Raw genomic sequence first — 24,866 nt, 5'->3', positions numbered from 1 at the left:
CGACGAACGCGGAGGATGCGCCCCGTGCCCAGTCCCCAGCCGGACCCGACCCTGCTCGACGACCTGGAGTGGCGCGGCCTGCTCGCGCACACCACGGACCGCGCCGCGCTCCGCGAGGCGCTCGGAGCGGGCAGCGTGCGGTTCTACGTCGGCTTCGACCCCACGGCGCCGAGCCTGCACATGGGCAACCTGGTGCAGATCCTCACCGCCAAGCGTCTGCAGCGTGCGGGCCACACCCCGTACGCGCTGGTCGGTGGCGCCACCGGGATGATCGGCGATCCCAAGGACTCCGGCGAGCGCACCCTCAACGAGCTGGCCACTGTGCGGCAGTGGGTCGACCGCGTGCGCGGCCAGATCGAGCCCTTCTTGTCCTTCGAGGGTGAGAACGCCGCGACGATGGTGAACAACTACGACTGGACCTCGACGCTGTCGACCATCGACTTCCTGCGTGACGTCGGAAAGCACTTCCCGGTCAACCGGATGCTGGCGCGAGACGTGGTCCGCAACCGCCTCGAGGCGGGCATCTCCTACACCGAGTTCTCCTACGTCCTGCTGCAGTCGATGGACTTCCTCGAGCTGTTCCGCCAGCACGGCGTCACGCTCCAGTTCGGCGGCTCCGACCAGTGGGGCAACCTCACCGCGGGCGTCGAGCTGATCCGGCGAGCGGAGGGCGGGCACGCGCACGCCTTCGCCACGCCGCTGGTCACCAAGACCGACGGGACGAAGTACGGCAAGACCGAGGGCGGCGCACTCTGGCTCGACCCCGAGCTGATGTCTCCGTACGCGTTCCACCAGTTCTGGCTCAACGTCGAGGACGAGAAGGTCGGCGAGCTGCTGCGGATCTTCACCTTCCTGCCCCGCGAGGAGATCGAGTCCCTCGAGGAGGAGACGCGCGAGCGCCCGTTCGCGCGTGCCGGCCAGAAGGCCCTGGCCGACGCGGTGACCACCGAGGTGCACGGTGCAGGGGAGACCGAGCAGGCCAAGCAGGCGGCCGCCGCGCTCTTCGGCCGCGGCAGCCTCGACGACCTGGCCCCGGCCACGCTGGCCGCCGCGCTGGGGGAGGCCGGGGCCAGTACGGCCGCCCCCGCCGCCTCGGTGCTCGACCTGCTGGTCGTCGCCGGGCTGGCCGCCAGCCGGGGGGAGGCCCGCCGCACCGTCCAGGAGGGCGGCGCCTACCTCAACAACGAGCGCGTCACCGACCCCGACCTCGTGCCCGGGGAGGAGCACCGGCTGGGGGAGTGGCTCGTGCTGCGCCGGGGCAAGAAGCGGATCGCCGGGGTCAGGGTCCTGCGGTGAGCGGCCGCTGGCTCGACGAGATCGAGCAGCTCGCCCGCGAGGCCCTTCCGCCCAGCGTCCACCGCTACATCACCCAGGGCGCCCGCGACGGCGTCGTCACCGGTGAGGCGACCGCCGCGTGGCGCGCCGTGCGCCTCCTCCCGAGGGTGTTGCACGACGTCACCGACGTGGACCTCCGGACGACGTTGCTCGGCACCGAGGTCGCGGCTCCCGTCGCCGTGGCGCCGACGACGCTGCAGCGGGCGGCCCACCCCGACGGCGAGATGGCGATGGCCGCCGCGGTCCGGGACGAGCACGGGCTGATGGTGGTCTCGAGCAACGCCGGCACCCCGTTCGCCGAGATCGGCGGGACCGGCGTCGCGTGGTGGCTGCAGGCGTACCTCACCCAGGATCGCGACCTGTGCCGCCCGATGCTGGAGGCGGCCGCCGCGCACGGCGCCCGCGCGGTCGTGCTGACCCTCGACACCCCCGTGGTCGGCACCAAGTACGACGACGGCAGCCCCACTGTCTGGGACGACGTCGACGTCTCGTTCAACCGGCTCAACCTCGGGCCCGCCGCGACCGCACCCAAGGCGACGGACCTGGGGTCCGACGACCTGGCGTGGGTGGGCGAGGTCAGCGGGTTGCCCGTCGTCGCCAAGGGCGTGCTGCGTCCCGACGACGCTCGGCGTTGCGCGTCGTCCGGTGCGGCCGCGGTCTGGGTGTCGAACCACGGTGGGCGCCAGCTGGACCGCGCAGCCGCGACCGCGTCCTGCCTGGCGCCGGTGGCAGCTGCGCTCGGGTCGACGAGCACGGAGGTGTACGTCGACGGTGGCCTCCGCTCCGGCCTGGACGTGCTCTGTGCGTTGGCGGCGGGAGCGCGCTCGGTCTTCCTCGGACGCCTGCCGCTCCTCGCGCTGGCGGCCGGCGGCCCCGACGGCGTACGACGGTGCCTCGCGGACGTGAGCGAGGAGCTCGAGGAGTCACTGCGTCTCGCTGGATACGCCGGTCTGACGGGGCTCAGCGACCTGATCGCACCAGTGTGACCGGCGACACGTCCTCTCGATTTGCGCGGTCGGGCCCAGCCGCATAATGTTCTGTCTGTCGCCAGGGAGCGGCGGGACACAAGGCCAGAAGGCAGGGTGTCCGGCCCCGAGGCGGTGAGTCACCTTGAAGTTCGAAGCGACAGACTTCCGAGAACGCCTCAGTCGGGCTCGGGTCTGGTCCCACCGGACTTGGTGAAGGTGGCGAGGGAAGGCTGACAGCGAGTTTGACTCGCCGAGGACGACCCGGTAAGTTTCACCAGGTTGCCCCCGAGGCAGGCCGAGAGGCTGGCTAGGGTGCGCGCTGGATCCTTGAGAACTCAACAGTGTGCCAAAAGTCGACGAATTAGTTTGATACCCCGTCGATGCGGATGCTTGGCCTTCGGGTCGGGCTGAAGCTAGACGGTTCCTTTGGTAAGAAACGATGATTCTGACAGCGAATGTCAGTGATTCGGTCTCTTGCCAGGACATCTCTAAGAGTTTGATGCGTGGCTTGCCACGTGTCGCATGAACTTCAACGGAGAGTTTGATCCTGGCTCAGGACGAACGCTGGCGGCGTGCTTAACACATGCAAGTCGAGCGGTAAGGCTCCTTCGGGAGTACACGAGCGGCGAACGGGTGAGTAACACGTGAGCAATCTGCCCTCCACACTGGGATAACCCCCGGAAACGGGTGCTAATACCGGATACGACCACTTCGGACATCCGACGGTGGTGGAAAGCTCCGGCGGTGGAGGATGAGCTCGCGGCCTATCAGCTTGTTGGTGAGGTAACGGCTCACCAAGGCTTCGACGGGTAGCCGGCCTGAGAGGGTGACCGGCCACACTGGGACTGAGACACGGCCCAGACTCCTACGGGAGGCAGCAGTGGGGAATATTGGACAATGGGCGCAAGCCTGATCCAGCAACGCCGCGTGAGGGATGACGGCCTTCGGGTTGTAAACCTCTTTCACCCAGGACGAAGCGAAAGTGACTTAACTGGGAAAAGAAGCACCGGCCAACTACGTGCCAGCAGCCGCGGTAATACGTAGGGTGCGAGCGTTGTCCGGAATTATTGGGCGTAAAGGGCTCGTAGGCGGTTTGTCACGTCGGGAGTGAAAACTCAGGGCTTAACTCTGAGCTTGCTTTCGATACGGGCTGACTAGAGGTATGCAGGGGAGAACGGAACTCCTGGTGTAGCGGTGAAATGCGCAGATATCAGGAAGAACACCGGTGGCGAAGGCGGTTCTCTGGGCATTACCTGACGCTGAGGAGCGAAAGTGTGGGGAGCGAACAGGATTAGATACCCTGGTAGTCCACACCGTAAACGGTGGGCGCTAGGTGTGGGACTCATTCCACGAGTTCCGTGCCGCAGCTAACGCATTAAGCGCCCCGCCTGGGGAGTACGGCCGCAAGGCTAAAACTCAAAGGAATTGACGGGGGCCCGCACAAGCGGCGGAGCATGCGGATTAATTCGATGCAACGCGAAGAACCTTACCTAGGTTTGACATATACGAGAAGCCTCTAGAGATAGAGGTCTCTTTGGACACTTGTATACAGGTGGTGCATGGCTGTCGTCAGCTCGTGTCGTGAGATGTTGGGTTAAGTCCCGCAACGAGCGCAACCCTCGTCTTATGTTGCCAGCACGTAATGGTGGGGACTCATAAGAGACTGCCGGGGTCAACTCGGAGGAAGGTGGGGATGACGTCAAGTCATCATGCCCCTTATGCCTAGGGCTTCACGCATGCTACAATGGCTGGTACAAAGGGCTGCGATACCGCGAGGTGGAGCGAATCCCAAAAAGCCAGTCTCAGTTCGGATTGGGGTCTGCAACTCGACCCCATGAAGTTGGAGTCGCTAGTAATCGCAGATCAGCAACGCTGCGGTGAATACGTTCCCGGGCCTTGTACACACCGCCCGTCACGTCATGAAAGTTGGCAACACCCGAAGCCAGTGGCCCAACCCTTGTGGGGGGAGCTGTCGAAGGTGGGGCGAGCGATTAGGACGAAGTCGTAACAAGGTAGCCGTACCGGAAGGTGCGGCTGGATCACCTCCTTTCTAAGGAGCATCACTGGCGGACGCGGCCATCGGTCGTGATTCGTCCAGGCAGTCTGTTTCGGTGGCAAACGTCCATCGGCAGACACTGCTCACTAGTGGAACGTCGACTATTTGGCCGGCAGCGATCGTGATCGCTCGTCAGTACTGTCCTTCAGGCCTCGCCTGATCGACGTGGAACCTCGAGCAGGATCGTGAGCAGTCGGCCAGGCACACTGTTGGGTCCTGAGGGATCGAGCGATCGACCTCGAGCAGGATCTTCTGTACGTCGAACCACCCGCTACGAGCGGACAGGCGACGAGCTGGCAGGAGAGACCGCCCGTATCTTGAGAACTACACAGTGGACGCGAGCATCTTTGTAGCAAGACAAGCTACTAAGGGCACATGGTGGATGCCTTGGCACCAAGAGCCGATGAAGGACGTAGGAGCCTGCGATAAGCCCCGGGGAGTCGGCAACCAGACGTTATATCCGGGGATTTCCGAATGGGGAAACCCAGCTGGAGTCATGTCCAGTTACCTCTGTCTGAACACATAGGGCAGTAGGAGGGAACGTGGGGAAGTGAAACATCTCAGTACCCACAGGAAGAGAAAACAACAGTGATTCCGAGAGTAGTGGCGAGCGAAATCGGAAGAGGCCAAACCTCATATGCGTGATAGCCGGCAGGCGTTGCATATGAGGGGTTGTGGGGCCGTCATGTCAGAGCTGCCGCTCTGACGCAGAGTCATAAACCATCGATGAAGTCGAAGCGGACTGGAAAGTCCCGGCGTAGAGGGTGATACCCCCGTACACGTAAGTCGATGGCTCTGAGACGTCACCCCAAGTAACACGGAACCCCTGAAATTCCGTGTGAATCTGGCGGGACCACCCGTTAAGCCTAAATACTCCTTGGTGACCGATAGCGGACAAGTACCGTGAGGGAAAGGTGAAAAGTACCCCTGGCGGGGAGTGAAATAGTACCTGAAACCATGTGCCTACAATCCGTTGGAGCCTCGACTTGTTCGGGGTGACAGCGTGCCTTTTGAAGAATGAGCCTGCGAGTTTGCGTTGTGTCGCGAGGTTAACCCGTGTGGGGAAGCCGTAGCGAAAGCGAGTCCGAACAGGGCGACGCAGTGGCACGATCAAGACCCGAAGCGGAGTGATCTATCCATGGGCAGGTTGAAGCGCGGGTAAGACCGCGTGGAGGACCGAACCCACCAGGGTTGAAAACCTGGGGGATGACCTGTGGATAGGGGTGAAAGGCCAATCAAACTCCGTGATAGCTGGTTCTCCCCGAAATGCATTTAGGTGCAGCGTTGCGTGTTTCTTGTCGGAGGTAGAGCACTGGATGGTCTAGGGGGCCCACAAGCTTACCGAAATCAACCAAACTCCGAATGCCGACAAGTGAGAGCGCAGCAGTGAGACTGCGGGGGATAAGCTCCGTAGTCGAAAGGGAAACAGCCCAGACCATCAGCTAAGGCCCCTAAGCGGTGACTAAGTGGAAAAGGATGTGGAGTCGCACAGACAACCAGGAGGTTGGCTTAGAAGCAGCCACCCTTGAAAGAGTGCGTAATAGCTCACTGGTCAAGTGATTCTGCGCCGACAATGTAGCGGGGCTCAAGTCACCCGCCGAAGCTATGGCATTCACGCATTAAACTAGGCCTTCGTGGTCCAGGTGTGTGGATGGGTAGGGGAGCGTCGTGTGGCGAGTGAAGCGGCGGAGTGATCCAGCCGTGGACGCCACACGAGTGAGAATGCAGGCATGAGTAGCGAAAGAAGAGTGAGAACCTCTTCCGCCGAATGATCAAGGGTTCCAGGGTCAAGCTAATCTGCCCTGGGTAAGTCGGGACCTAAGGCGAGGCCGACAGGCGTAGTCGATGGACAACGGGTTGATATTCCCGTACCGGCAAAATAGCGCCCATGACGAACCCGGTGATGCTAAGTGCCCAAAGCCTGATGGATCCTTCGGGACGATTCAGGTGGAGCGCACGACCCGAACCGGTACTAGTCAAGCGATGGGGTGACGCAGGAAGGTAGTCGAACCGTGTGCGATGGTTGACCACGGCTAACTGTGTAGGGCGAGTGGTAGGCAAATCCGCCACTCACGTGCCTGAGACAGGACAGGGAGTCCTTCATTGGACGAGTCGATGATCCTATGCTGCCGAGAAAAACCTCTAGCGAGCTATACGCCGCCCGTACCCCAAACCGACTCAGGTGATCAGGTAGAGAATACCAAGGCGATCGAGTGAACCATGGTTAAGGAACTCGGCAAAATGCCCCCGTAACTTCGGGAGAAGGGGGGCCGGATCCGTCAGCACACTTGCTGTGCAAAGCGGTGATGGCCGCAGAGACCAGGCCCAAGCGACTGTTTACTAAAAACACAGGTCCGTGCGAAGTTGTAAGACGATGTATACGGACTGACTCCTGCCCGGTGCTGGAAGGTTAAGGGGACGTGTTAGTTGGTTCGCCAGCGAAGCGCAGAACTTAAGCCCCAGTAAACGGCGGTGGTAACTATAACCATCCTAAGGTAGCGAAATTCCTTGTCGGGTAAGTTCCGACCTGCACGAATGGAGTAACGACTTGGGCGCTGTCTCAACCGTGGACTCGGCGAAATTGCACTACGAGTAAAGATGCTCGTTACGCGCGGCAGGACGGAAAGACCCCGGGACCTTTACTACAGTTTGGTATTGGTGTTTGGTTCGGCTTGTGTAGGATAGGTGGGAGGCTTTGAAGCGGCGACGCCAGTTGTCGTGGAGCCATCGTTGAAATACCACTCTGGTCGTACTAGATGTCTAACCTAGGTCCGTTATCCGGATCAGGGACAGTGCCTGATGGGTAGTTTAACTGGGGCGGTTGCCTCCTAAAATGTAACGGAGGCGCTCAAAGGTTCCCTCAGCCTGGTTGGTAATCAGGTTTCGAGTGTAAGTGCACAAGGGAGCTTGACTGTGAGAGTGACACCTCGAGCAGGGACGAAAGTCGGAACTAGTGATCCGGCGCTGGCATGTGGAAGCGGCGTCGCTCAACGGATAAAAGGTACCCCGGGGATAACAGGCTGATCTTCCCCAAGAGTCCATATCGACGGGATGGTTTGGCACCTCGATGTCGGCTCGTCGCATCCTGGGGCCGGAGTAGGTCCCAAGGGTTGGGCTGTTCGCCCATTAAAGCGGCACGCGAGCTGGGTTTAGAACGTCGTGAGACAGTTCGGTCCCTATCCGCCGCGCGCGCAGGAGACTTGAGAAAGGCTGTCCCTAGTACGAGAGGACCGGGATGGACGAACCTCTGGTGTGCCAGTTGTTCTGCCAAGAGCACGGCTGGTTAGCTACGTTCGGGAGTGATAACCGCTGAAAGCATCTAAGCGGGAAGCACGTTTCAAGATGAGGTCTCCCACCGGTTCATCCGGGTAAGGCCCCCAGTAGACGACTGGGTTGATAGGCCGGAGGTGTACAGCAGTAATGCCCAGCCGACCGGTACTAATAGGCCGAGGGCTTGTCCCTCAAAGATGTTGCGCGTCCACTGTGTGGTTCCCGAGTTGCGGTCGGGAACCGACGAGATCCGGCCCTGGTGCCAGGATCTGCGTCACCGATACAACTCCATAGAGTTTCGGCGGCCATAGCGAAAGGGAAACACCCGGCTCCATTCCGAACCCGGAAGTTAAGCCTTTCTGCGCCGATGGTACTGCAACCGGGAGGTTGTGGGAGAGTAGGACGTCGCCGGACATCACTTCGCGTCAGGGCCACCCCATGGGTGGCCCTGACGTCGTTTTCATGTGATCGACGTGATGAACAGGATGATCGAGCAGTGAGTGAGCCCAGGGACGGTCGACGCAGGCCGCAGCAGGACGGCGCTCGGCGCGGTGGCAGTGGCCGCGACGGTGGCCGGCGCTCCGGCGATGGTCGCGAGCGCTCTGCGCGAGACCCGCGCCGCGAGGGCGGTGGTGGTCGCACGGCAGCACGCTCGGAGTCGCAGCAACGCTACGACGGCCCCGAGATCCCTGAAGAGATCACGGGCAAGGAGCTCGATCGATCCGTCCGCGACCAGCTGCGCAGTCTGCCCGAGAAGCTGGCACTCCGCGTGGCTCGACACCTTGCCGCGGCGGGTCTCCTGATCGAGTCCGACCCGAAGACGGCGCACCAGCACGCGCTCGCGGCGCGTGCGCGTGCGCAGCGACTGGCGGTCGTTCGCGAGGCGGTGGGCGAGACCGCGTACGCCGCCGGCGAGTACGCCGTGGCGCTGAGCGAGCTGCGCGCCGCGAAGCGGATGAACGGGGCGTGGGACTACGTCGCCATCATGGCCGACAGCGAGCGCGCACTGGGCCGACCCGACCGGGCGCTGGACCTCGCTGGCCGCGCTCCGCACGACCAGCTGAGCAAGCCGTTGCTGGCCGAGCTGACCATCGTGGAGTCGGGAGCGCGCCGCGATCGTGGTGAGCTCGATGCTGCCCTGCGGGTCCTCGAGCAGGCCCCGTTGCAGTCGCAGTCGCGCGACCCCTGGGTCGTCCGGCTTCGCTACGCGTACGCGGACACGCTGGTGGCCGCGGGCCGCCGCACCGAGGCGCTGGAGTGGTTCCACCGCACCGAGGCGATCGATGGTGAGGAGATCACCGACGCGGGGGCTCGTGCCGCACAGCTCACCTCCGACGAGGACTGAGGCAGTCAGCGTCCGTTCCGGGTCCACAGGCCCGGTTGCACCATTCGGTGTCGACAGCCGGCGGGCCTCGTGCCGTGCGACGCGACGGCCGAGCCGGACGATTGCTCCTGCGTGGACGTCGGTCTGCGCGGGAGAGGAGTCGGCCGTGGGCGCCACATCATCGGGCACTGAGGACGAGAGCGGCTTCCGCAACGAGGTCGTGCTGCGCGGGCGGGTCAGTGCCGCGCCGCAGGAGCGCACGCTGCCCAGCGGGGCGCGTGTCGTCGTGGTGAGGCTCGTGATCGGACGGGAGCAGACGGTGATGACGCGCGGCTCGCGTCAGCGGTCGGACTGGGTCGAGTGCGCGGCGTGGTCGGGAGGTATGCGTCGCAAGATGTTGCGGTGGGACGAGGGCGACGTGGTCGAGGTCAGCGGCTCGTTGCGCCGTCGGCACTACCGCTCGGCGGCCGGGTCCTCCAGCATCGTCGAGGTGGAGGCGCTCGACGGGCGGCGGATCACCCGGGCCTCGCCCACGTGACAGGATCGTCGGCGTGCTCCGTGGATCCGACCAGGCGCTGAGCGCCGTCTACGACATCGCCGTCCTCGACCTCGACGGGGTCGTGTACGTCGGCGAGGCCGCGGTGGACGGGGCGGCCCACCATCTCTGGTCCGCCAGCGACGCGGGGATGCAGGTCGCGTACGTCACCAACAACGCCTCGCGCACCCCCCACGCCGTCGTCCGGAAGCTCGACGGTCTCGGGATGCCGGTCGCCGACGGCGACGTCGTCACGTCGGCCCAGGCTGCGGCGCGCGTGCTCGCCGACCAGCTCGCGCCGGGCGCTCGTGTCTTCCTGATCGGTGGCGACGGCCTGGAGACGGCCCTCGTCGACGCCGGGCTCACGCCCGTCCGCGAGGCGGCCGAGGATCCCGAGGCCGTGGTGCAGGGATTCGGCCCCGACCTGCCCTGGTCCCGTGTCGTCGCCGGGGCGACGCTCGTCCGGCAGGGGCTGCCGTGGGTGACCAGCAACACCGACCTGACCTTCCCGACCGCGCTCGGGATCGGACCGGGCAACGGCACCCTGGTCCGGCTGATCGCCGACTTCGCGGGGCGCGACCCGGTCGTGGCCGGCAAGCCGTCGCCGCCGCTGCTGCAGGAGACGCAGCGCCGCGTCGGTGGGCAGCGCCCGCTGATGGTCGGTGACCGGCTCGACACCGACATCGCGGGCGCCGACGCGGTGGGATGGCCGAGTCTGCTGGTGCTCACCGGCGTGACCGGGCTGCCCGAGCTGGTCGCCGCGCCTGCGGGGCAGCGGCCGACGTACCTCTGCGAGGACCTCGGCGGGCTGCTCGTCGCCCATCCCGAGCCGAGCCGGACCGACGAGTGGTGGACGGTCGGCGGCTGGGCCGCGCGAGTGAGCGACGGAGCACTCGAGGTGGACGGCGACGGCGTGCCCGACGACTGGTGGCGGGCCGTGGCCTCGGCCGCCTGGTCGGCGCTCGACCAGGGCGCGCCGCCCCCCGACTGCTCACGGGTGCGACCGCCTCGTGACGACGACCGGTAGCGTGCACGCCATGACAGAGCAGTCCGGACCGTCGACCGGTCCCGTCCCGGCCGAGCCGAGCACCGAGGGGCCCGCCGACAGCACGCCGGAGCCCGACGCGCTGGGCCACGTCGAGGAGCAGGAGCGGGTGCCCGACGAGGAGAGCACGGTCGCCGAGCCGGGCGAGGCGCTCGAGGAGCTCCTCCCCGCACTGCAGGCGACGGGGCACGACGGGGTCGACGACGCTCTGGCGACGCTCGAGGGGATGTCGGAGGAGTCGGTGCACGACCACGTGGAGGTCTTCGACGCCGTCCACCAAGAGCTCCGCCGCACCCTGGACCAAGCCGCCGACCAGTAGTCGCCCGGCGATGATGGCCGCTCGTCGGCTACGCCTCGACGCCGAGCTCGTCCGCCGTGGTGGAGCCCGCTCGCGGGAGCATGCGCGGGAGCTGATCGCCGGCGGGCGGGTGAGCGTCAACGCGATGCGCGCGCACAAGCCGGCGACGGTCGTCTCGGTCGACGACGACATCGTGGTGCGCGAGGACCCCGGCCGTCCCGACTACGCCTCCCGCGGTGGCCACAAGCTCGCCGGCGCACTCGTCGACCTCGCGCCGCTGGGACTCAGCGTCGCCGGCAGACGGGTGCTGGACGCCGGCGCCTCGACGGGCGGTTTCACCGACGTCGTTCTCCGGCACGGCGCCGAGGCGGTGCTCGCGGTCGACGTGGGCTACGGCCAGCTCGTCTGGGAGCTGCGCCAGGACCCCAGGGTCGAGGTGCACGACCGGACCAACATCCGCGACCTGGACCTCACGCTCACCGAGGGCCCGGTCGACGTGGTCGTCGGCGACCTCTCCTTCATCTCTCTGCGACTCGTGCTCGACGCGCTGATCGGGGTCGTCGACCCGGCCGGCGACCTGCTGCTCATGGTCAAGCCCCAGTTCGAGGTCGGGCGGGACCGGTTGGGCAAGGGTGGCGTCGTGCGCTCGGCCGAGGACCGCGCGGAGGCGGTGCGGGGCGTCGTCCGTGCTGCCGCCGGGCGCGGGTGGGGCGCCCGTGCGGCCACGGTCAGTGCGCTGCCCGGACCCGCGGGCAACGTGGAGTTCTTCGTGTGGCTGCGCCACGGGGAGCGTGAGCTGGGCGACGACGAGATCGACGCTCTCGTGGCGTCCACCGTGGCCACGCACTGAGCTCGCCCGTGATCGGCCGGGGCAGGCCTGGGGACAGCCGGCCCCCGCTGTCGGCACCGGGTGAGAGGGTGAGGCACGTGAGCGAGCGACGCCGAGTCCTGGTGGTGACCCACACCGGACGTGACCAGGCCCGCCAGGCGACCCATGCGGCCGTGCAGGGACTGCGCAGTGCAGGCATGCTCGTGCGGCTGCTCGAGCAGGAGGCGTACGACCTCGGGCTGGACGACTCGCAGGTCGAGGTCGTCCCCGAGGCCGGAGCGGCACAGGGCTGCGAGGTCGCGGTGGTCATCGGCGGCGACGGCACGATCCTGCGGGCCGCCGAGATCACCCGGCCCCACGACGTGCCGCTTCTCGGGGTCAACCTCGGCCACGTGGGCTTCCTGGCCGAGGCCGAGCCGGAGGACCTGCCGGTCACGATTCGTGCGATCGTCGACCGGTCGTACCTGATCGAGGACCGGCTGACGCTCGAGGTCGACGTCCGTCGCGGCGGCGACGTGGTGTGGAGCACCTGGGCGCTCAACGAGGCCAGCGTCGAGAAGTCCGCGCGGCAGCGGATGCTCGAGGTCGGCGTCGCGATCGACGGCGAGGCGCTCTCACGGTGGGGGTGCGACGGCGTCGTGTGCGCGACGCCCACCGGCTCCACCGCGTACAACTTCTCAGCCGGCGGCCCGGTGGTCTGGCCCGACGTGGAGGCACTTCTCCTGGTGCCGATCAGTGCGCACGCCCTCTTCGCGCGGCCCCTGGTCGTCGGGCCGGACTCCGCGGTGCTGGTCGAGGTGCTCGCGGCGGCCGAGGGCGTCGTGTGGTGCGACGGCCGGCGCAGCCTGGACCTCGTGCCTGGCGACCGCGTCGAGGTGCGTCGGGGGATTCGCCCGGTGCGGCTGGCGCGACTGCACCGCGCGCCCTTCTCAGACCGGCTGGTGGCCAAGTTCGGCCTGCCCGTCGAGGGCTGGCGGGGTGTGGCGGAACGGCGGCACCGCGAGCGGGAGGAGGGGACGGCGTGATCGAGGAGCTGCGGATCACCTCGCTCGGCGTGATCGAGGAGTCGGTGCTCGAGCTGGACCACGGGCTGTCGGTGATCACCGGCGAGACCGGCGCGGGGAAGACGATGCTGGTGACCGCCCTCGGTCTGCTCCTGGGCTCGCGGGCAGACTCCGGGGCCGTGCGGACCGGGGCCGGGCGGGCCCGCGTCGAGGGCCGGTTCACCGCCGGTCCCGAGGTACGGGCGGCTCTGGAGGAGCTGGGCGGCGATGCCGACGAGGACGGCAGCGTCCTGCTCGCCCGCCAGGTCTCGGCCGAAGGCCGGTCCCGGGCGTTCGCCGGCGGCGCGTCGGTCCCGGTCGGGACGCTGGCGGAGCTCACCGCACCACTGGTCGCGGTGCACGGTCAGTCCGACCAGCACCGGCTGCTGCGCCCGGAGACCCAGCGCGAGTGCCTGGACCGGTTCGCCGGCGCGCCGGTCGAGGAGCCGCTGGCGCGCTACGGCGAGGACTACCGGCGCCTCCGCGAGGTCGAGCGCGAGCTGGACGAGGTCCTGCGCAGCACCCGAGAGCGCGCCCAGGAGGCCGACCTGCTGCGCCACGGCCTGGAGGAGGTCGAGCGCACGGCACCGCAGCCCGGCGAGGACGTGGCCCTGCTCGCCGAGGAGCAGCGGCTGGGCAACGCCGACACGCTGCGCGTGGCCGCCGAGCAGGCCCGTGAGGTGCTCTCCTCGGAGGACGGCGCGCCCGACGCCCTCGGCGCGGTCGCGGCTGCCCGACGCCTGCTCGAGGACGTCCGCGCCGACGACCCCGAGGCCGCGGCGCTGGCGGACCGGCTGGCCGAGGCGAGCTACCTCCTCGGAGACGTGGCCGCTGACGTGGCGTCGTACTCCACCGGGCTGGACTCCGACCCGGCCCGGCTCGCCGAGGTCTCCGAGCGGCGGGCCGCCCTGTCGGCCCTCACGCGGAAGTACGGCGACACCGTCGATGAGGTGCTCGCCTGGTCCGAGCGCTCCGCGCGACGACTGCTCGATCTCGACGACACCGACGAGGTGCTCGGTCGACTGCGCGCCGAGCGGGAGACGCTGCGAACCACCCTCGGTGAGCTGGCCGCGGAGATCTCACGGGCGCGGGCGGAGGCGGCCGTCCGCCTCGGGGAGCAGGTCACCGCCGAGCTCACCGAGCTGGCGATGCCGCACGCGCGGATCGAGGTGACGCTGACCCGCGCCGAGGCGGAGGAGAGCGACGGGCTGCCGGTCGAGGGGCGTCACCTGCGCTTCGGTCGCGACGGTGTCGACGAGGTGGCCATGCTGCTCGCCGCGAACACCGGTGCCGAGCCGCGGCCGCTCGGCAAGGGTGCCTCGGGCGGTGAGCTCTCCCGCGTGATGCTCGCCGTCGAGGTGGTCCTCTCCGACGTGGTGGCCGCGCCGACCTTCGTCTTCGACGAGGTCGACGCCGGTGTCGGTGGCAAGGCAGCCGTCGAGATCGGCCGGCGACTCGCCGCGCTGGCGCGCCACGCCCAGGTCGTCGTCGTGACCCACCTGCCGCAGGTGGCGGCCTTCGCCGACCGGCACGTGGTCGTCCGCAAGTCCAGCGACGGACTCGTCACCACCTCGGGCCTGCTGGCCCTCGACGACGCCGACCGGGTGCGCGAGCTCTCCCGGATGCTGGCCGGGCTGGAGGAGTCCGAGACTGCGATCGCCCACGCCGAGGAGCTTCTCGCCACGGCACGCGAGGTGCGCGGCGCCGGGTGAGCCGTCGAGTTGCTAGGCTCGAGGCCCGTGGACGACGTCGAAGCACTCAGCCCTCGGAGCGGGTCGCTGTCGCGACCCGCGACCCCCACCACGACCAGTGGGGGAGCCGCTCGTGGTTGACCGACAGCCCGTCCGGCACGTCTTCGTCACCGGAGGCGTCGCCTCCTCGCTCGGCAAGGGGCTGACCGCCTCGAGCCTGGGTTCGCTGCTGAAGTCGCGCGGCCTGCGCGTCACCATGCAGAAGCTCGACCCGTACCTCAACGTCGACCCGGGCACGATGAACCCGTTCCAGCACGGCGAGGTCTTCGTCACCGACGACGGCGCCGAGACCGACCTCGACATCGGCCACTACGAGCGCTTCCTCGACACCGAGCTGAGCCAGGCCGCCAACGTCACGACCGGGCAGGTCTACTCCGACGTGATCGCCAAGGAGCGTCGCGGCGACTACCTCGGCGACACCGTGCAGGTGATCCCGCACATCACCAACCAGATCAAGGACCGGATCCGCGCCATGGGCGAGGGCGACGTCGACGTCGTCATCACCGAGATCGGGGGCACCGTCGGCGACATCGAGTCGCTGCCGTTCCTCGAGGCGGCACGGCAGGTCCGTCACGACATCGGCCGGGAGAACTGCTTCTTCCTGCACGTCTCCCTCGTGCCGTTCATCGGTCCGTCGGGAGAGCTGAAGACGAAGCCCACCCAGCACTCGGTGGCCGAGCTGCGCTCGATCGGCATCCAGCCCGACGCGCTGGTCTGCCGCGCCGACCGCGAGCTGTCGGACTCGATCAAGAACAAGATCTCGCTGATGTGCGACGTCGACCGGGAGGCCGTCGTCACCGCGGCCGACGCGCCGTCGATCTACGACATCCCCAAGGTGCTGCACCGCGAGGGTCTGGACGCCTACGTCGTCCGCCGGCTGAACCTCCCGTTCCGCGACGTGGACTGGACCCTGTGGGACGACCTGCTGCGTCGCGTCCACCACCCCTCCGAGGAGGTGCGGGTGGCCCTGGTCGGCAAGTACGTCGACCTGCCCGACGCCTACCTGTCGGTCGCCGAGGCGCTGCGCGCCGGCGGGTTCGCGCACGAGGCGAAGGTGCACCTGGACTGGGTCCCCTCCGACGAGTGCGCCACGCCCGAGGGTGCGGCCCGGCACCTCGCCGACGTGGACGCGGTCTGCGTCCCCGGCGGCTTCGGCATCCGTGGCATCGAGGGCAAGCTCGGTGCGCTGACCTATGCCCGCACCCACGGGGTCCCGACCCTCGGACTGTGCCTGGGACTGCAGTGCATGGTGATCGAGTACGCCCGCAACGTCCTCGGGCTCGCGGAGGCCGCGTCGACCGAGTTCGACCCCGAGGCAGCCGAGCCGGTGATCGCGACGATGGCGGAGCAGGAGGCGTACGTCGAGGGGGCCGGTGACCTGGGCGGCACCATGCGCCTCGGCCTCTACCCCGCGGACCTCGCCGACGGGTCGCTCGTCCGGGCGGCCTACGGCGCGGCGCAGGTCTCCGAGCGGCACCGGCACCGCTACGAGGTGAACAACGGCTACCGCGACCGGCTGGCGGAGGCCGGGCTGGTCTTCTCGGGGGTCTCGCCCGACCACCAGCTCGTGGAGTACGTCGAGCTGCCCGCCGAGGTGCACCCCTACTACGTCGCGACCCAGGCCCACCCCGAGCTGCGCTCGCGACCCACGCGGCCGCACCCGCTGTTCGCCGGACTCGTCGGTGCCGCGATCGCGCGCCAGCGGGAGCTCAGGTTCCCGATCGACGAGACCGGCCTGCGGTCGACCCGTTCCGAGGACGGAGCAGGCGCCTCGACTCACGACGAGGTGGCCGGCGGTGCCTGAGCCGGACGGGGGCGACGCGGTCCGCGACGAGCCGGTGTCCTGGCCGGTCGTCTCCTCGGTGGACCTGCACCGTGACGACTGGGTGCTCGCTCTGCGCGCCGACACGGTGCACGCGCCCGACGAGCCCGGGACCACCTTCCGCCGGCTGGTCGTGGAGCTCCCCGGCGCCGCGATGATCCTCGCCGTCGACGAGGAGGAGCGTGCCGTCCTGGTCCAGCAGTACCGCCACCCCGCACAGGCGAGGCTGCTCGAGGTGCCGGCCGGTCTGCTCGACCAGCCGGGAGAGGACCCACTGGTCTGCGCGCAGCGCGAGCTGCGCGAGGAGGTCGCACTCGGCGCGGAGCGCTGGGAGCACCTGCTCACGGTGCGGCCCTCGCCCGGCATGAGCACCGAGACCCACGCGATCTTCCTGGCGACCGGGCTGCACCCGGTCGACCGCGGCTTCGTGCTCGAGCACGAGGAGGCGGAGATGTCGGTCCTCCGGGTGCCGGTGGACGACCTGCTGGACGCGGTGCTCGACGGGCGGGTGCAGGACGCCCCGCTGGTCACCGCCGTGCTCGCCTACGACGTCCGGCGCCGCCGCGGAGGTAGGGTCGCGGGGCAGCCGGAGTCCTGACAGGACAGCGCCCGTCCGGGGCGCCGGGACGTCTTCGGCGCAGGCGAAAGGCAGGCGCAGGCAGTGCGACTCGGCGTACCCCGTGAGGTCAAGAACCACGAGTACCGCGTGGCGATCACGCCGCTCGGCGTGCACGAGCTGGTCACCCACGGCCACGAGGTGCTGGTGGAGAAGGACGCCGGTCTCGGCAGCCAGATCACCGACGACGAGTACGTCGCCGCCGGCGCCCGCATCGTCGGCGAGGCCGACGAGGTGTGGGGTCAGGCCGAGACCGTCCTCAAGGTCAAGGAGCCGGTCGCGGAGGAGTACCACCGCCTGCGCGAGGACCTCACGCTGTTCACGTACCTGCACCTGGCCGCCGACCGGCCGCTGACCGAGCGGCTGCTGGAGTCGCGGACCACCGGCATCGCGTACGAGACCGTGCAGCTGGGCAGCGGTGCGCTGCCGCTGCTCTACCCGATGTCGGAGGTCGCCGGGTGCCTGGCTCCTCAGGTGGGGGCGTACTCGCTGATGCGGGCACAGGGCGGCCGCGGCGTGCTGATGGGCGGCGTCGGGGGAGTGGCGAACGCCAAGGTCGTCGTGATCGGCGCCGGGGTCTCGGGCCAGAACGCCGCCAACATCGCGCTCGGCATGGGCGCCGAGGTGACCCTGCTCGACACCGACCTGGACAAGCTGCGGATGTCGTTCTGGCGCTACGACAACCGCGTGCACGGACTGGCGTCCTCGTCGCTGACCGTCCAGCAGCAGGTGCGCGAGGCCGACATGGTGATCGGCGCGGTCCTGATCCCCGGAGCGAGGGCTCCGAAGCTGGTCAGCAACGAGCTGGTCTCCCAGATGAAGCCGGGCTCCGTGCTCGTCGACATCGCCGTCGACCAGGGCGGGTGCTTCGAGGACACCCGCCCGACGACCCACGCGGACCCGACGTACACGGTCCACGGGTCGGTGTTCTACTGCGTCGCCAACATGCCCGGCGCGGTGCCGCGGACGTCGACGTACGCCCTCACCAACGCGACGCTGCCCTACACCGTCGCTCTCGCCGACAAGGGCTGGCGACGCGCGTGCGCCGACGACCCGGCTCTCGCGCTGGGCCTCAACACCCACGCGGGGAGGCTCACCAACACCGCCGTCGGCGCGGCCCACGAGATCGCGGCGGAGTCGCCCGCCGACACCCTGGCCGGCTGAGCCGCCGGTGGTCGGCGACGCGTCGGGGGCCGAGCTGCAGCGGGCGGTCCGCACCTACCTCGACCACCTCGGCGTCGAGCGGGGCCTGGCGCGCAACACGCTCGCGTCGTACCGACGCGACCTCAGGCGCTACCTGGCCCACCTGCAGCACCACGGGGTGACCAGCCTGGACGAGGTCCAGGAGACGACGGTGACCGAGTTCCTGATGGCGCTGCGCGAGGGCGACGACGAGCACCCACCGCTCAGCGCGTCCTCGGCGGGGCGCGCGGTGGTGGCCGTCCGAGGGTTCCACCGGTTCGCCGTGCGCGACGACCTCGCCGGACGGGACCCGGCCGCACGGGTGCGCCCACCGGCGCCGGCCAAGCGTCTGCCGAAGGCGCTGTCCACCTCGGACGTCGAGGCGCTGATCGAGGCCGCCGGGGCGCCGGGCACGGCCCTGGCCCGGCGTGACCGCGCGCTGCTCGAGCTCCTCTACGCCACGGGTGCCCGGATCTCGGAGGTGGTCGGGCTCGACGTCGACGACCTCGACCTGGACGCGATGGACGCCGACCAGGCGGTCGTGCTGCTGCACGGCAAGGGCGGCAAGGAGCGGGTGGTCCCGGTGGGCAGCTTCGCGGCCGACGCGGTCGGTGGGTACGTACGCGCGGCCCGCACCGACCTCGTCTCGGCCGGGCGGGGGAGCCCGGCACTGTTCCTCAACGCGCGCGGCGGGCGGCTGTCGCGGCAGAGCGCGTGGACGGTGATCGTCCGCGCGGCCGAGCGGGCGGGGATCACCGCTGAGGTCTCGCCGCACACGCTGCGGCACTCCTTCGCCACGCACCTGCTGGAGGGTGGGGCCGACGTCCGTGTCGTGCAGGAGCTGCTGGGGCACGCCTCGGTGACCACCACGCAGATCTACACGCTGGTCACGGTCGACTCGCTGCGGGAGGTGTACGCGGCGGCGCACCCGCGTGCGCTCGGCTGAGCCGGTCCCGGAGGAGTCAGGGCTTGGTCGCGACGATCATCGTGGACACCCCGAAGCGACGGATGCCGGGCAGGTGGTCCCAGGACCGGAAGTGGCGCTGGTAGAACGCGATCCCCCGGGCGGGCAGCCACGGGTAGTACTCCAGGACCGGCCAGACGAACTCGACGCCGTCGACGTGCAGGCCGGCGCGCTGCACGAGACGACGCATCTGACGGGGCCAGTAGTTGCGTGCGGTGCGGACCGGGCGGGTCATCCGGTCCGGCAGCCAGGGGACGAGGGGGCTCGGGCTGTTGATCTCCTTGCCGCGGACGACCAGGCGGTGCCCCTCCACCGGGAACCAGCGGTTGGGGCTCATCAGCAGCAGGCGGCCGCCGGGGCGCAGCACGCGGGCGATCTCCGAGAGCGCCACGCCCTCGTCCGCGACGTGCTCGAGCACCTCGTTCATGAAGACGCCGTCGAAGCGGGCGTCCTCGAACGGCAGGCGCGAGCCGTCGAAGGCCTGGAACGTCGCTCCCGGGAGGTCGCGGGTCAGCGCCTCGGCGATCCGCTCCTCCATCACGTCGACGCCGTCGACGCTCTCGGCCCCGCGCTGCAGCATCTCGGCGACGTAGCCACCGTCCGCGCACCCGAAGTCCAGCCAGCGGCCGTGGAGGTACGGCTGCACCCGGTCCATGCGGTAGGTGACGTTGAGCGGGCTCGCGGTGCTGCTGCCCGGCTGTGGCGTTCCGACTGACACCGCATCCCCTGTCGTGGCCGAGCGGTCGTGACGAGACGCCCACGCTCGATGTGAACGACACGAAAATTAGCAGAGTCCTGCCCGCCCGCGGACGGCAATGACAGGCGACGAGACGGCTGTCGTCGCACGCCCCCGAGCCCTCGTGCCTGCGGCCCTTCAGCGCTCGTCGGCCGGCACCCGCCCGCCGGCACTGCCGGGGTCACGGGCCAGGGCGAGGTCGAGGACGGCTGCGCCGCTCACGACCACCTGGATCACGACGTAGGCGACACCCAGGAGCGTCAGCGACCCGTGCACCGGGAGGGTCACGACGGCCAGCACCATGGCGAGCGCCGGCACCGTGTTGACGAGCACCAGACGTACCGTGCGGTCGGCCGCGAGGTGGATGCCGACGACCATCGAGCCGATCACGCGGACCAGCAGGCCGAGGCAGACCAGGCGGAGCAGCGTGGTCCCCTCGGCGGGGTAGGTGCCGCCGAAGACGTGCAGGAGCGGTGCGGACACGGCCGCCGCGAGGAGCAGCGGTACTCCGAAGAGCGGCAGCACCCGCCGCAGCGCCTGCCGGAGGAGGACGACGGAGTCTCCGCTCAGCCGGACCACGAGCGCACTCGCGAAGCCCGCGGCCGCCTGCTCGATGGCGGCCACGCCGTTCCAGACGATGAAGAACACGGCGCCGAGGGCGGGCCCGTACGTCGCCGTGACCACCAGCGGCACCAGGCTGATCATCAGCGTCATGCCGAAGGTGGAGACGTAGATGGACCCGGCCATCCTCACCGCGGCCTGCCGCGTGGGCAGCTCCCCGGGTCGGCCGTCGAGCCGCCTGCGTCGTACGAGCAGCACGGCGAGGAGGACCAGCACGGCGAGGGCGGTCGGGACGACCCACGACCAGACGACGCCGAGAGCACCGTACGGGTGGGCCAGGGCCACCAGCAGGACGATGCGTGCGACGCCGAAGGTGAGCATCTCGACCGGCACCCACCGGGCCGCGCCGAGCCCGGTCAGGACGAAGTTCTGGACGTGGAGGAGGGTCCAGGCCAGCGACGCGAGCACGAAGAGCAGCACCGCCCAGTGCGCGGTGAGGCCCATCTGGCTGCTCAGGCTCCCGCGGGTCGCCACGCCCCAGACGACCGACACGACGAGTGCCGATGCGATCACCCCGACGTACACCCGGGTGAGGATCCGGTGGGTGTGTGCACCCGCGCGCGGCAGCCACTTCAGGCACGCCTGCCCGAGCCCGAGCTCGGCGACACCGGCGCAGAAGACGAAGGCGTTGACGAAGGCGGAGGCGCGACCGACCTCGGTCGGGTCCAGCAGCCGGGCTGCCAGCAGCCAGCCGAGCAGTCCCACCAGGGCACTGGCGACGGCCGAGAAGCCGAGCGAGACGCCGTCGGTCAGGAAGGCACGCTCGTCCGCTGCGTCCGTGGTCGCGGGAGGGATAAGGTCCCGGTCATGGCTCACGGGGTGCCCCTCTCGCGGTGGCGCGGCGCGCACGAGCACACGGTTGCCCGATGAGGGGGCCGAAGGTCAGCGTGTGCGTTCCCGTCCACCAGGGCGAGAAGCACCTCGCGCGGACCATGGCGAGCGTGCTCGCGCAGGACTACCCCCACCTCGAGGTCCTCGTGCAGGACAACCAGAGCACCGACGGCACCGCCCGGATCCTCGCGGGTCTGGACGACCCCCGGCTGCGCGTCCTGCACACCGACACGCTCCTGCCGATCGCGGCGAACTGGAACAGTCTGGTGGAGCAGGCCTCGGGCGACCTCGTCAAGGTGGTCTGCGCCGACGACCTGATCCACCCGCGGGCGGTGAGCCTGCAGGCCGAGGCGATGGCGGCGGACCCGGGCCTCGCCCTGGTCTCGGCCAAGCGGCACATGATCTCCGAGGACGGCGCGCTGGTGGCCGCGTCGCGCGGCCTGCGAGGCCTCTCCGGGCGCTACGCGGGTGGCGACGCGGTCAGGCGCGTCGTCCGACGCGGTGGCAACCCGATCGGCGAGCCGGCGTGCACGATGTTCCGGCGCGAGCAGTTCCTCGCCGAGAACGGCTTCGACGCCTCGCTGCTGTTCCCGATGGACATCGACCTGTGGGTACGACTGCTGCGGCACGGTTCGTTCCTCGGCATCCCGCTGGCGCTGGCCGCCTTCCGGCTCGGGGCGTCGTCGATCAGCGCGGCGCTGAGCGCCGCGCAGTACGCCGACCAGCAGGTGTTCACCGACCGGATCGGCAGCGACCCCCGCTGGCAGCTCGGCTACGGGCGCAGGGCGGCGGGCCGGGCGGCGAACGTACGCGCACGAGCGCGGCACCGGGCACTGTTCGTCGTCTCGGCCTGGCGCGACCGCAGGGTGGGTGGGGAGCCGTCGTCGCGACCCGACCTCGAGTGGTTGCGCTGAGCAGGTGAACGCGGACGTCATCACGTCAGCGGGCTCGACCAGCGGCCGCGCAGGCCGGGGAAGGTCGCCTCGACCTCGTCCCGCAGGTCGGGAAGCAGCAGCCACACGCGCGCGGGCTCGGCGGCGACCAGGTCCTCGGGGGAGATGATCGGGATCCGCGAGCCGGGGAGCGTACGTCCCTGCTTGCCGGGTGAGGCGTCGGCCACGGCCACCAGCTCATCCGGGGTGGCGCCGGCCCGCTGGAGCACGGCGACGGCGCGGGAGGCCGCGCCGTACGCGTGCCAGGGCCCGCCGTGCGCGAGTGCGCTCCTCAGCTCCTCGGACTCCTCGTCGGCGGCTCCCTGGAGCGTGCGCCGGACGGCGCCGTGGTCGGTGACCCCCAGGTCGGCCTCGGCGCCGAGGATGTCGAGGAGCGGCGGCTCGGGGACGCCGGCGCGGGTCGCCGCCAGCGCGATCGTCCCGGCGTACAGGTCGAAGGTCCAGCCGGTGACCGCGGTCAGCCCGACCTCCTCGAGCAGCCCGGCGAGCGCGGTCGTCGAGTAGTAGCCGACGTGCCCGTGCCGCAGCGAGCTCCACTGGCCGTGGGTCACGATGGTGGCCAGGCTGTGGAAGACCAGCACGAGGACCCCGTCGTCGGCGAGCGAGTCGACCCGGCGGCGCAGCGCGGCGGCCTGGTCCTCCTCGTGCATGAGGCCGAACGTGTCGACCACGAGGTCGGCCGGCTCGTCCTGAGCGGCCCGCCAGCCGCGGTCCTCGAGGAGACCGAGCCAGGAGCCGCCGTGCGGCGAGCCGAACTCCCGCACGCTGCCGCCGACCCGCTCGGCGACGGGGCCCCATGCGTGCAGCCTCGCGACCGCGTCCTCGGCCTGGTCGCGCAGCGCCTGCGGCTCGACGGCGAGGGGCTCCTCTGCGGAGGTGTCGTCGCGCACCAGCTGTGCCAGCCCGCAGACCGGGCACAGCCACATGGCCAGCGGGTGGAGCGGGTCGGGGCCGGGGTCGTCCGGCGCCGGGAAGTGGTCCGCGGCCGGGACCTCGCCGAGGTCGAGCACCACGTGCCCGTCGGCGTACGGCGTGCCGCAGGCACGGCAGTCGGGGTTGGGATCAGCGGTCACTGGCAGGATCCTCCTCATGCGGGTGGAGCGGACGCGACTCGACGGGCTGCTGGTGCTGGTGCCCGAGGTGCACGCCGACGAGAGGGGATTCTTCTCCCGGACCTTCGACGACCGCACAGCGGCCGAGGCCGGGATCGACCCGCGGTCGTTCGTGCAGGACTCGCAGTCCCGCTCCCGGCAGGGTGTGGTGCGCGGTCTGCACGGCCGCGGGGGGACCGGTGAGGCCAAGCTGGTGCGCTGTGCGCGGGGTGCGGTCCTCGACGTCGTCGTCGACGCCCGGCCGGGGTCGCCGACCTTCGGGCACTGGGTCTCGCACCGCCTCGACGACGTCGAGATGCGGCACCTGTTCATCCCGGCCGGCTTCCTGCACGGCCACCAGACCCTGACCGCGGAGGCGGACGTCTGCTACCGGATCGACGCTGAGCACGCGCCGGAGGACGACCTCGCGGTCCACCACCTCGACCCCGAGCTGGCGGTGGTCTGGCCGGAGCCGATCACGGTGGTCAGTGAGCGCGACCGGGCCGCCGGGAGCTGGGCACACCTGGTCTCACGCCTCGGGGGCTGAGCCGGCCGTGGTGCCACGGGGCCCGACCGGCCGCAGGGCGGCGTCGACCTCGCCGGCAGCGAGACGCTCGCGGAGCACCTCGAGACGCACCTGGTCGTGACCGAACGCGCGCTCGGTCAGGCCGTGCCGGGCGTACGCGTCGGCCAGCTCGCGCGCGCCGCGGGCGATGTCCCACTGCGCCCGCCAGCCCGGGAGGGCCGCCCGAACCTTGGCGAAGTCCACGCGGTACGAGCGAGGGTCGCCGCCGTACTCGCCGGTGATCTCGACCTCGGCCCCGTCCACCGCGTCGGCGACGTGCTGGGCGATCTCGGCGACGGTCACGTTGTTGGCCTCGTCGCCGACGTTGAACGCCTGGTCGTGCACGGCCTCGCGAGGTGCGGTCAGGCAGGCCTCGAAGCAGGTGGCGATGTCCTCGGCGTGCACCAGCGGACGCCACGGGGTCCCGTCGCTGAGCACGAGGACCGTGCCGGTCAGCACGGCCGAGCCGACCAGGTTGTTCAGCACGATGTCGGCCCGCAGCCTCGGCGAGAACCCGAACGCCGTGGCGTTGCGCAGGGAGACCGGCGTGAACGTCTCGTCGGCGAGGTCGGAGAGCGCGGCCTCGACCTCGACCTTGGAGACGGCGTACGGGGTGACCGGGTGCAGCTCGGCGGTCTCGTCGACCAGCGACTCCCCGGCGGCGCCGTACACCGAGCAGGTGCTGGCGTAGAGGAACCGGCCGACGCCTGCCCCCTTGGCCGCGCGCGCGAGGCGTACCGACGCCTCGTGGTTGATGGCGTACGTCAGCGCAGGGTCCAGGGCACCGAGGGGGTCGTTGGACAGGGCTGCGAGGTGGATCACGGCGTCCTGCCCGGCGAGGTGCTCGGGGGTGACGTCGCGCAGGTCGACCGTCAGGCCGGGCGGGTCCTCGGGGACGGGACCGACGACCCGGTCGGCGAACAGTCCGGTGTCCAGGCCGGTCACCTCGTGGCCCGCGTCGGCGAGCACGCGGGACATGACGGTGCCCAGGTAGCCCTGGTGGCCGGTGAGCAGGACGCGCATCGAGGTTC

19 protein-coding genes and 3 rRNA genes are annotated in these 24,866 nt (G+C 69.5%); 18 read left to right on the top strand and 4 right to left on the bottom strand.

Going from position 1 to position 24,866, the window contains the following annotated elements; all coding sequences use genetic code 11:
- The first annotated feature begins 24 nt into the window (after window positions 1-24).
- From tyrS to xerD, 16 genes are all read left to right on the top strand, one after another.
- On the top strand, window positions 25-1,296 hold the full coding sequence (gene tyrS / locus IEX42_RS03045) for a tyrosine--tRNA ligase (protein WP_229660551.1): 1,272 nt from the start codon (window positions 25-27) through the stop codon (window positions 1,294-1,296).
- Window positions 1,293-2,321, top strand: a complete 1,029-nt coding sequence (locus IEX42_RS03040) for an alpha-hydroxy-acid oxidizing protein (protein WP_188778099.1) — start codon at window positions 1,293-1,295, stop codon at window positions 2,319-2,321. Before tyrS ends, IEX42_RS03040 begins: the two co-directional genes overlap by 4 nt.
- A gap of 511 nt (window positions 2,322-2,832) precedes the next feature.
- Window positions 2,833-4,353: ribosomal RNA gene (locus IEX42_RS03035) — 16S ribosomal RNA — on the top strand.
- Window positions 4,354-4,714: 361 nt separating this feature from the next.
- A 23S ribosomal RNA gene (locus tag IEX42_RS03030) occupies window positions 4,715-7,821 on the top strand.
- Window positions 7,822-7,926: 105 nt separating this feature from the next.
- A 5S ribosomal RNA gene (gene rrf / locus IEX42_RS03025) occupies window positions 7,927-8,043 on the top strand.
- The 16S, 23S and 5S rRNA genes sit together here, the layout of an rRNA operon.
- A gap of 82 nt (window positions 8,044-8,125) precedes the next feature.
- Entirely contained in the window at window positions 8,126-8,974 is an 849-nt protein-coding gene (locus tag IEX42_RS03020; RefSeq protein ID WP_188781203.1) for a tetratricopeptide repeat protein, read from the top strand.
- Between the two features lie 145 nt (window positions 8,975-9,119).
- The gene (locus tag IEX42_RS18045) at window positions 9,120-9,491 is read left to right on the top strand and encodes a single-stranded DNA-binding protein (RefSeq protein ID WP_229660550.1); all 372 of its coding nucleotides are present in this window, start codon (window positions 9,120-9,122) and stop codon (window positions 9,489-9,491) included.
- A gap of 13 nt (window positions 9,492-9,504) precedes the next feature.
- Window positions 9,505-10,515 (top strand): HAD-IIA family hydrolase, encoded by a 1,011-nt coding sequence (locus tag IEX42_RS03010; protein WP_188778095.1) that lies wholly within the window; start codon window positions 9,505-9,507, stop codon window positions 10,513-10,515.
- A gap of 10 nt (window positions 10,516-10,525) precedes the next feature.
- Complete coding sequence (locus tag IEX42_RS03005) at window positions 10,526-10,852, top strand: hypothetical protein (protein ID WP_188778087.1); 327 nt, start codon at window positions 10,526-10,528, stop codon at window positions 10,850-10,852.
- 13 nt (window positions 10,853-10,865) lie between these two features.
- Complete coding sequence (locus tag IEX42_RS03000; RefSeq protein ID WP_188780864.1) at window positions 10,866-11,681, top strand: TlyA family RNA methyltransferase; 816 nt, start codon at window positions 10,866-10,868, stop codon at window positions 11,679-11,681.
- Between the two features lie 77 nt (window positions 11,682-11,758).
- The gene (locus IEX42_RS02995; RefSeq protein ID WP_188778085.1) at window positions 11,759-12,685 is read left to right on the top strand and encodes an NAD kinase; all 927 of its coding nucleotides are present in this window, start codon (window positions 11,759-11,761) and stop codon (window positions 12,683-12,685) included.
- The gene (gene recN, locus IEX42_RS02990) at window positions 12,682-14,415 is read left to right on the top strand and encodes a DNA repair protein RecN (protein WP_188778084.1); all 1,734 of its coding nucleotides are present in this window, start codon (window positions 12,682-12,684) and stop codon (window positions 14,413-14,415) included. Before IEX42_RS02995 ends, recN begins: the two co-directional genes overlap by 4 nt.
- A 112-nt stretch (window positions 14,416-14,527) precedes the next feature.
- The gene (gene pyrG, locus IEX42_RS02985; RefSeq protein ID WP_188778082.1) at window positions 14,528-16,258 is read left to right on the top strand and encodes a CTP synthase; all 1,731 of its coding nucleotides are present in this window, start codon (window positions 14,528-14,530) and stop codon (window positions 16,256-16,258) included.
- A complete protein-coding gene (locus tag IEX42_RS02980) occupies window positions 16,251-16,874 on the top strand; it encodes an NUDIX domain-containing protein (protein ID WP_188778080.1) in 624 nt (207 codons plus the stop codon). The genes pyrG and IEX42_RS02980 overlap by 8 nt, the downstream gene beginning before the upstream one ends.
- A 63-nt stretch (window positions 16,875-16,937) precedes the next feature.
- Entirely contained in the window at window positions 16,938-18,056 is a 1,119-nt protein-coding gene (gene ald / locus IEX42_RS02975; RefSeq protein WP_188778078.1) for an alanine dehydrogenase, read from the top strand.
- Window positions 18,057-18,063: 7 nt separating this feature from the next.
- Window positions 18,064-19,020 (top strand): site-specific tyrosine recombinase XerD, encoded by a 957-nt coding sequence (gene xerD / locus IEX42_RS02970; RefSeq protein ID WP_188778076.1) that lies wholly within the window; start codon window positions 18,064-18,066, stop codon window positions 19,018-19,020.
- Window positions 19,021-19,036: 16 nt separating this feature from the next.
- On the opposite strand, the gene IEX42_RS02965 is transcribed toward xerD, so the two are convergent.
- Both IEX42_RS02965 and IEX42_RS02960 read right to left on the bottom strand, forming a co-directional pair.
- Window positions 19,037-19,756, bottom strand: coding sequence for a class I SAM-dependent methyltransferase (locus IEX42_RS02965; protein ID WP_229660549.1), 720 nt, complete (start codon window positions 19,754-19,756; stop codon window positions 19,037-19,039).
- A gap of 156 nt (window positions 19,757-19,912) precedes the next feature.
- Window positions 19,913-21,211, bottom strand: coding sequence for a lipopolysaccharide biosynthesis protein (locus IEX42_RS02960; protein ID WP_188778074.1), 1,299 nt, complete (start codon window positions 21,209-21,211; stop codon window positions 19,913-19,915).
- Window positions 21,212-21,261: 50 nt separating this feature from the next.
- On the opposite strand from IEX42_RS02960, the gene IEX42_RS02955 reads away from it, so the two are divergent.
- The gene (locus IEX42_RS02955; protein ID WP_188778072.1) at window positions 21,262-22,140 is read left to right on the top strand and encodes a glycosyltransferase family 2 protein; all 879 of its coding nucleotides are present in this window, start codon (window positions 21,262-21,264) and stop codon (window positions 22,138-22,140) included.
- 20 nt (window positions 22,141-22,160) lie between these two features.
- On the opposite strand, the gene IEX42_RS02950 is transcribed toward IEX42_RS02955, so the two are convergent.
- Entirely contained in the window at window positions 22,161-23,252 is a 1,092-nt protein-coding gene (locus IEX42_RS02950) for a methyltransferase domain-containing protein (RefSeq protein ID WP_229660548.1), read from the bottom strand.
- A gap of 16 nt (window positions 23,253-23,268) precedes the next feature.
- Here IEX42_RS02950 and rfbC point away from each other — a divergent pair, with 16 nt between their 5' ends.
- Window positions 23,269-23,817: a dTDP-4-dehydrorhamnose 3,5-epimerase gene (rfbC, locus tag IEX42_RS02945; RefSeq protein WP_188778068.1), complete on the top strand. Its 549-nt coding sequence runs from the start codon at window positions 23,269-23,271 to the stop codon at window positions 23,815-23,817.
- On the opposite strand, the gene IEX42_RS02940 is transcribed toward rfbC, so the two are convergent.
- Complete coding sequence (locus IEX42_RS02940; protein ID WP_188778066.1) at window positions 23,800-24,858, bottom strand: NAD-dependent epimerase/dehydratase family protein; 1,059 nt, start codon at window positions 24,856-24,858, stop codon at window positions 23,800-23,802. The genes rfbC and IEX42_RS02940 overlap by 18 nt on opposite strands.
- Window positions 24,859-24,866 lie beyond the last annotated feature (8 nt).

Source organism: Marmoricola endophyticus (assembly GCF_014644415.1).
GTDB lineage: Bacteria > Actinomycetota > Actinomycetes > Propionibacteriales > Nocardioidaceae > Marmoricola > Marmoricola endophyticus.
The sequence above is the reverse complement of the archived record's forward strand: the minus strand, read 5'-3'. Positions and strand labels throughout refer to the sequence as shown.

Excerpts from the sequence above, each read along its gene's own strand:
- IEX42_RS03005 (WP_188778087.1), top strand. The coding sequence starts at position 10,526 with ATGACAGAGCAGTCCGGACCGTCGACCGGTCCCGTCCCGGCCGAGCCG.
- IEX42_RS03000 (WP_188780864.1), top strand. The coding sequence starts at position 10,866 with ATGGCCGCTCGTCGGCTACGCCTCGACGCCGAGCTCGTCCGCCGTGGT.
- IEX42_RS02955 (WP_188778072.1), top strand. The coding sequence starts at position 21,262 with ATGAGGGGGCCGAAGGTCAGCGTGTGCGTTCCCGTCCACCAGGGCGAG.
- rfbC (WP_188778068.1), top strand. The coding sequence starts at position 23,269 with ATGCGGGTGGAGCGGACGCGACTCGACGGGCTGCTGGTGCTGGTGCCC.
- IEX42_RS02940 (WP_188778066.1), bottom strand. The coding sequence starts at position 24,858 with ATGCGCGTCCTGCTCACCGGCCACCAGGGCTACCTGGGCACCGTCATG.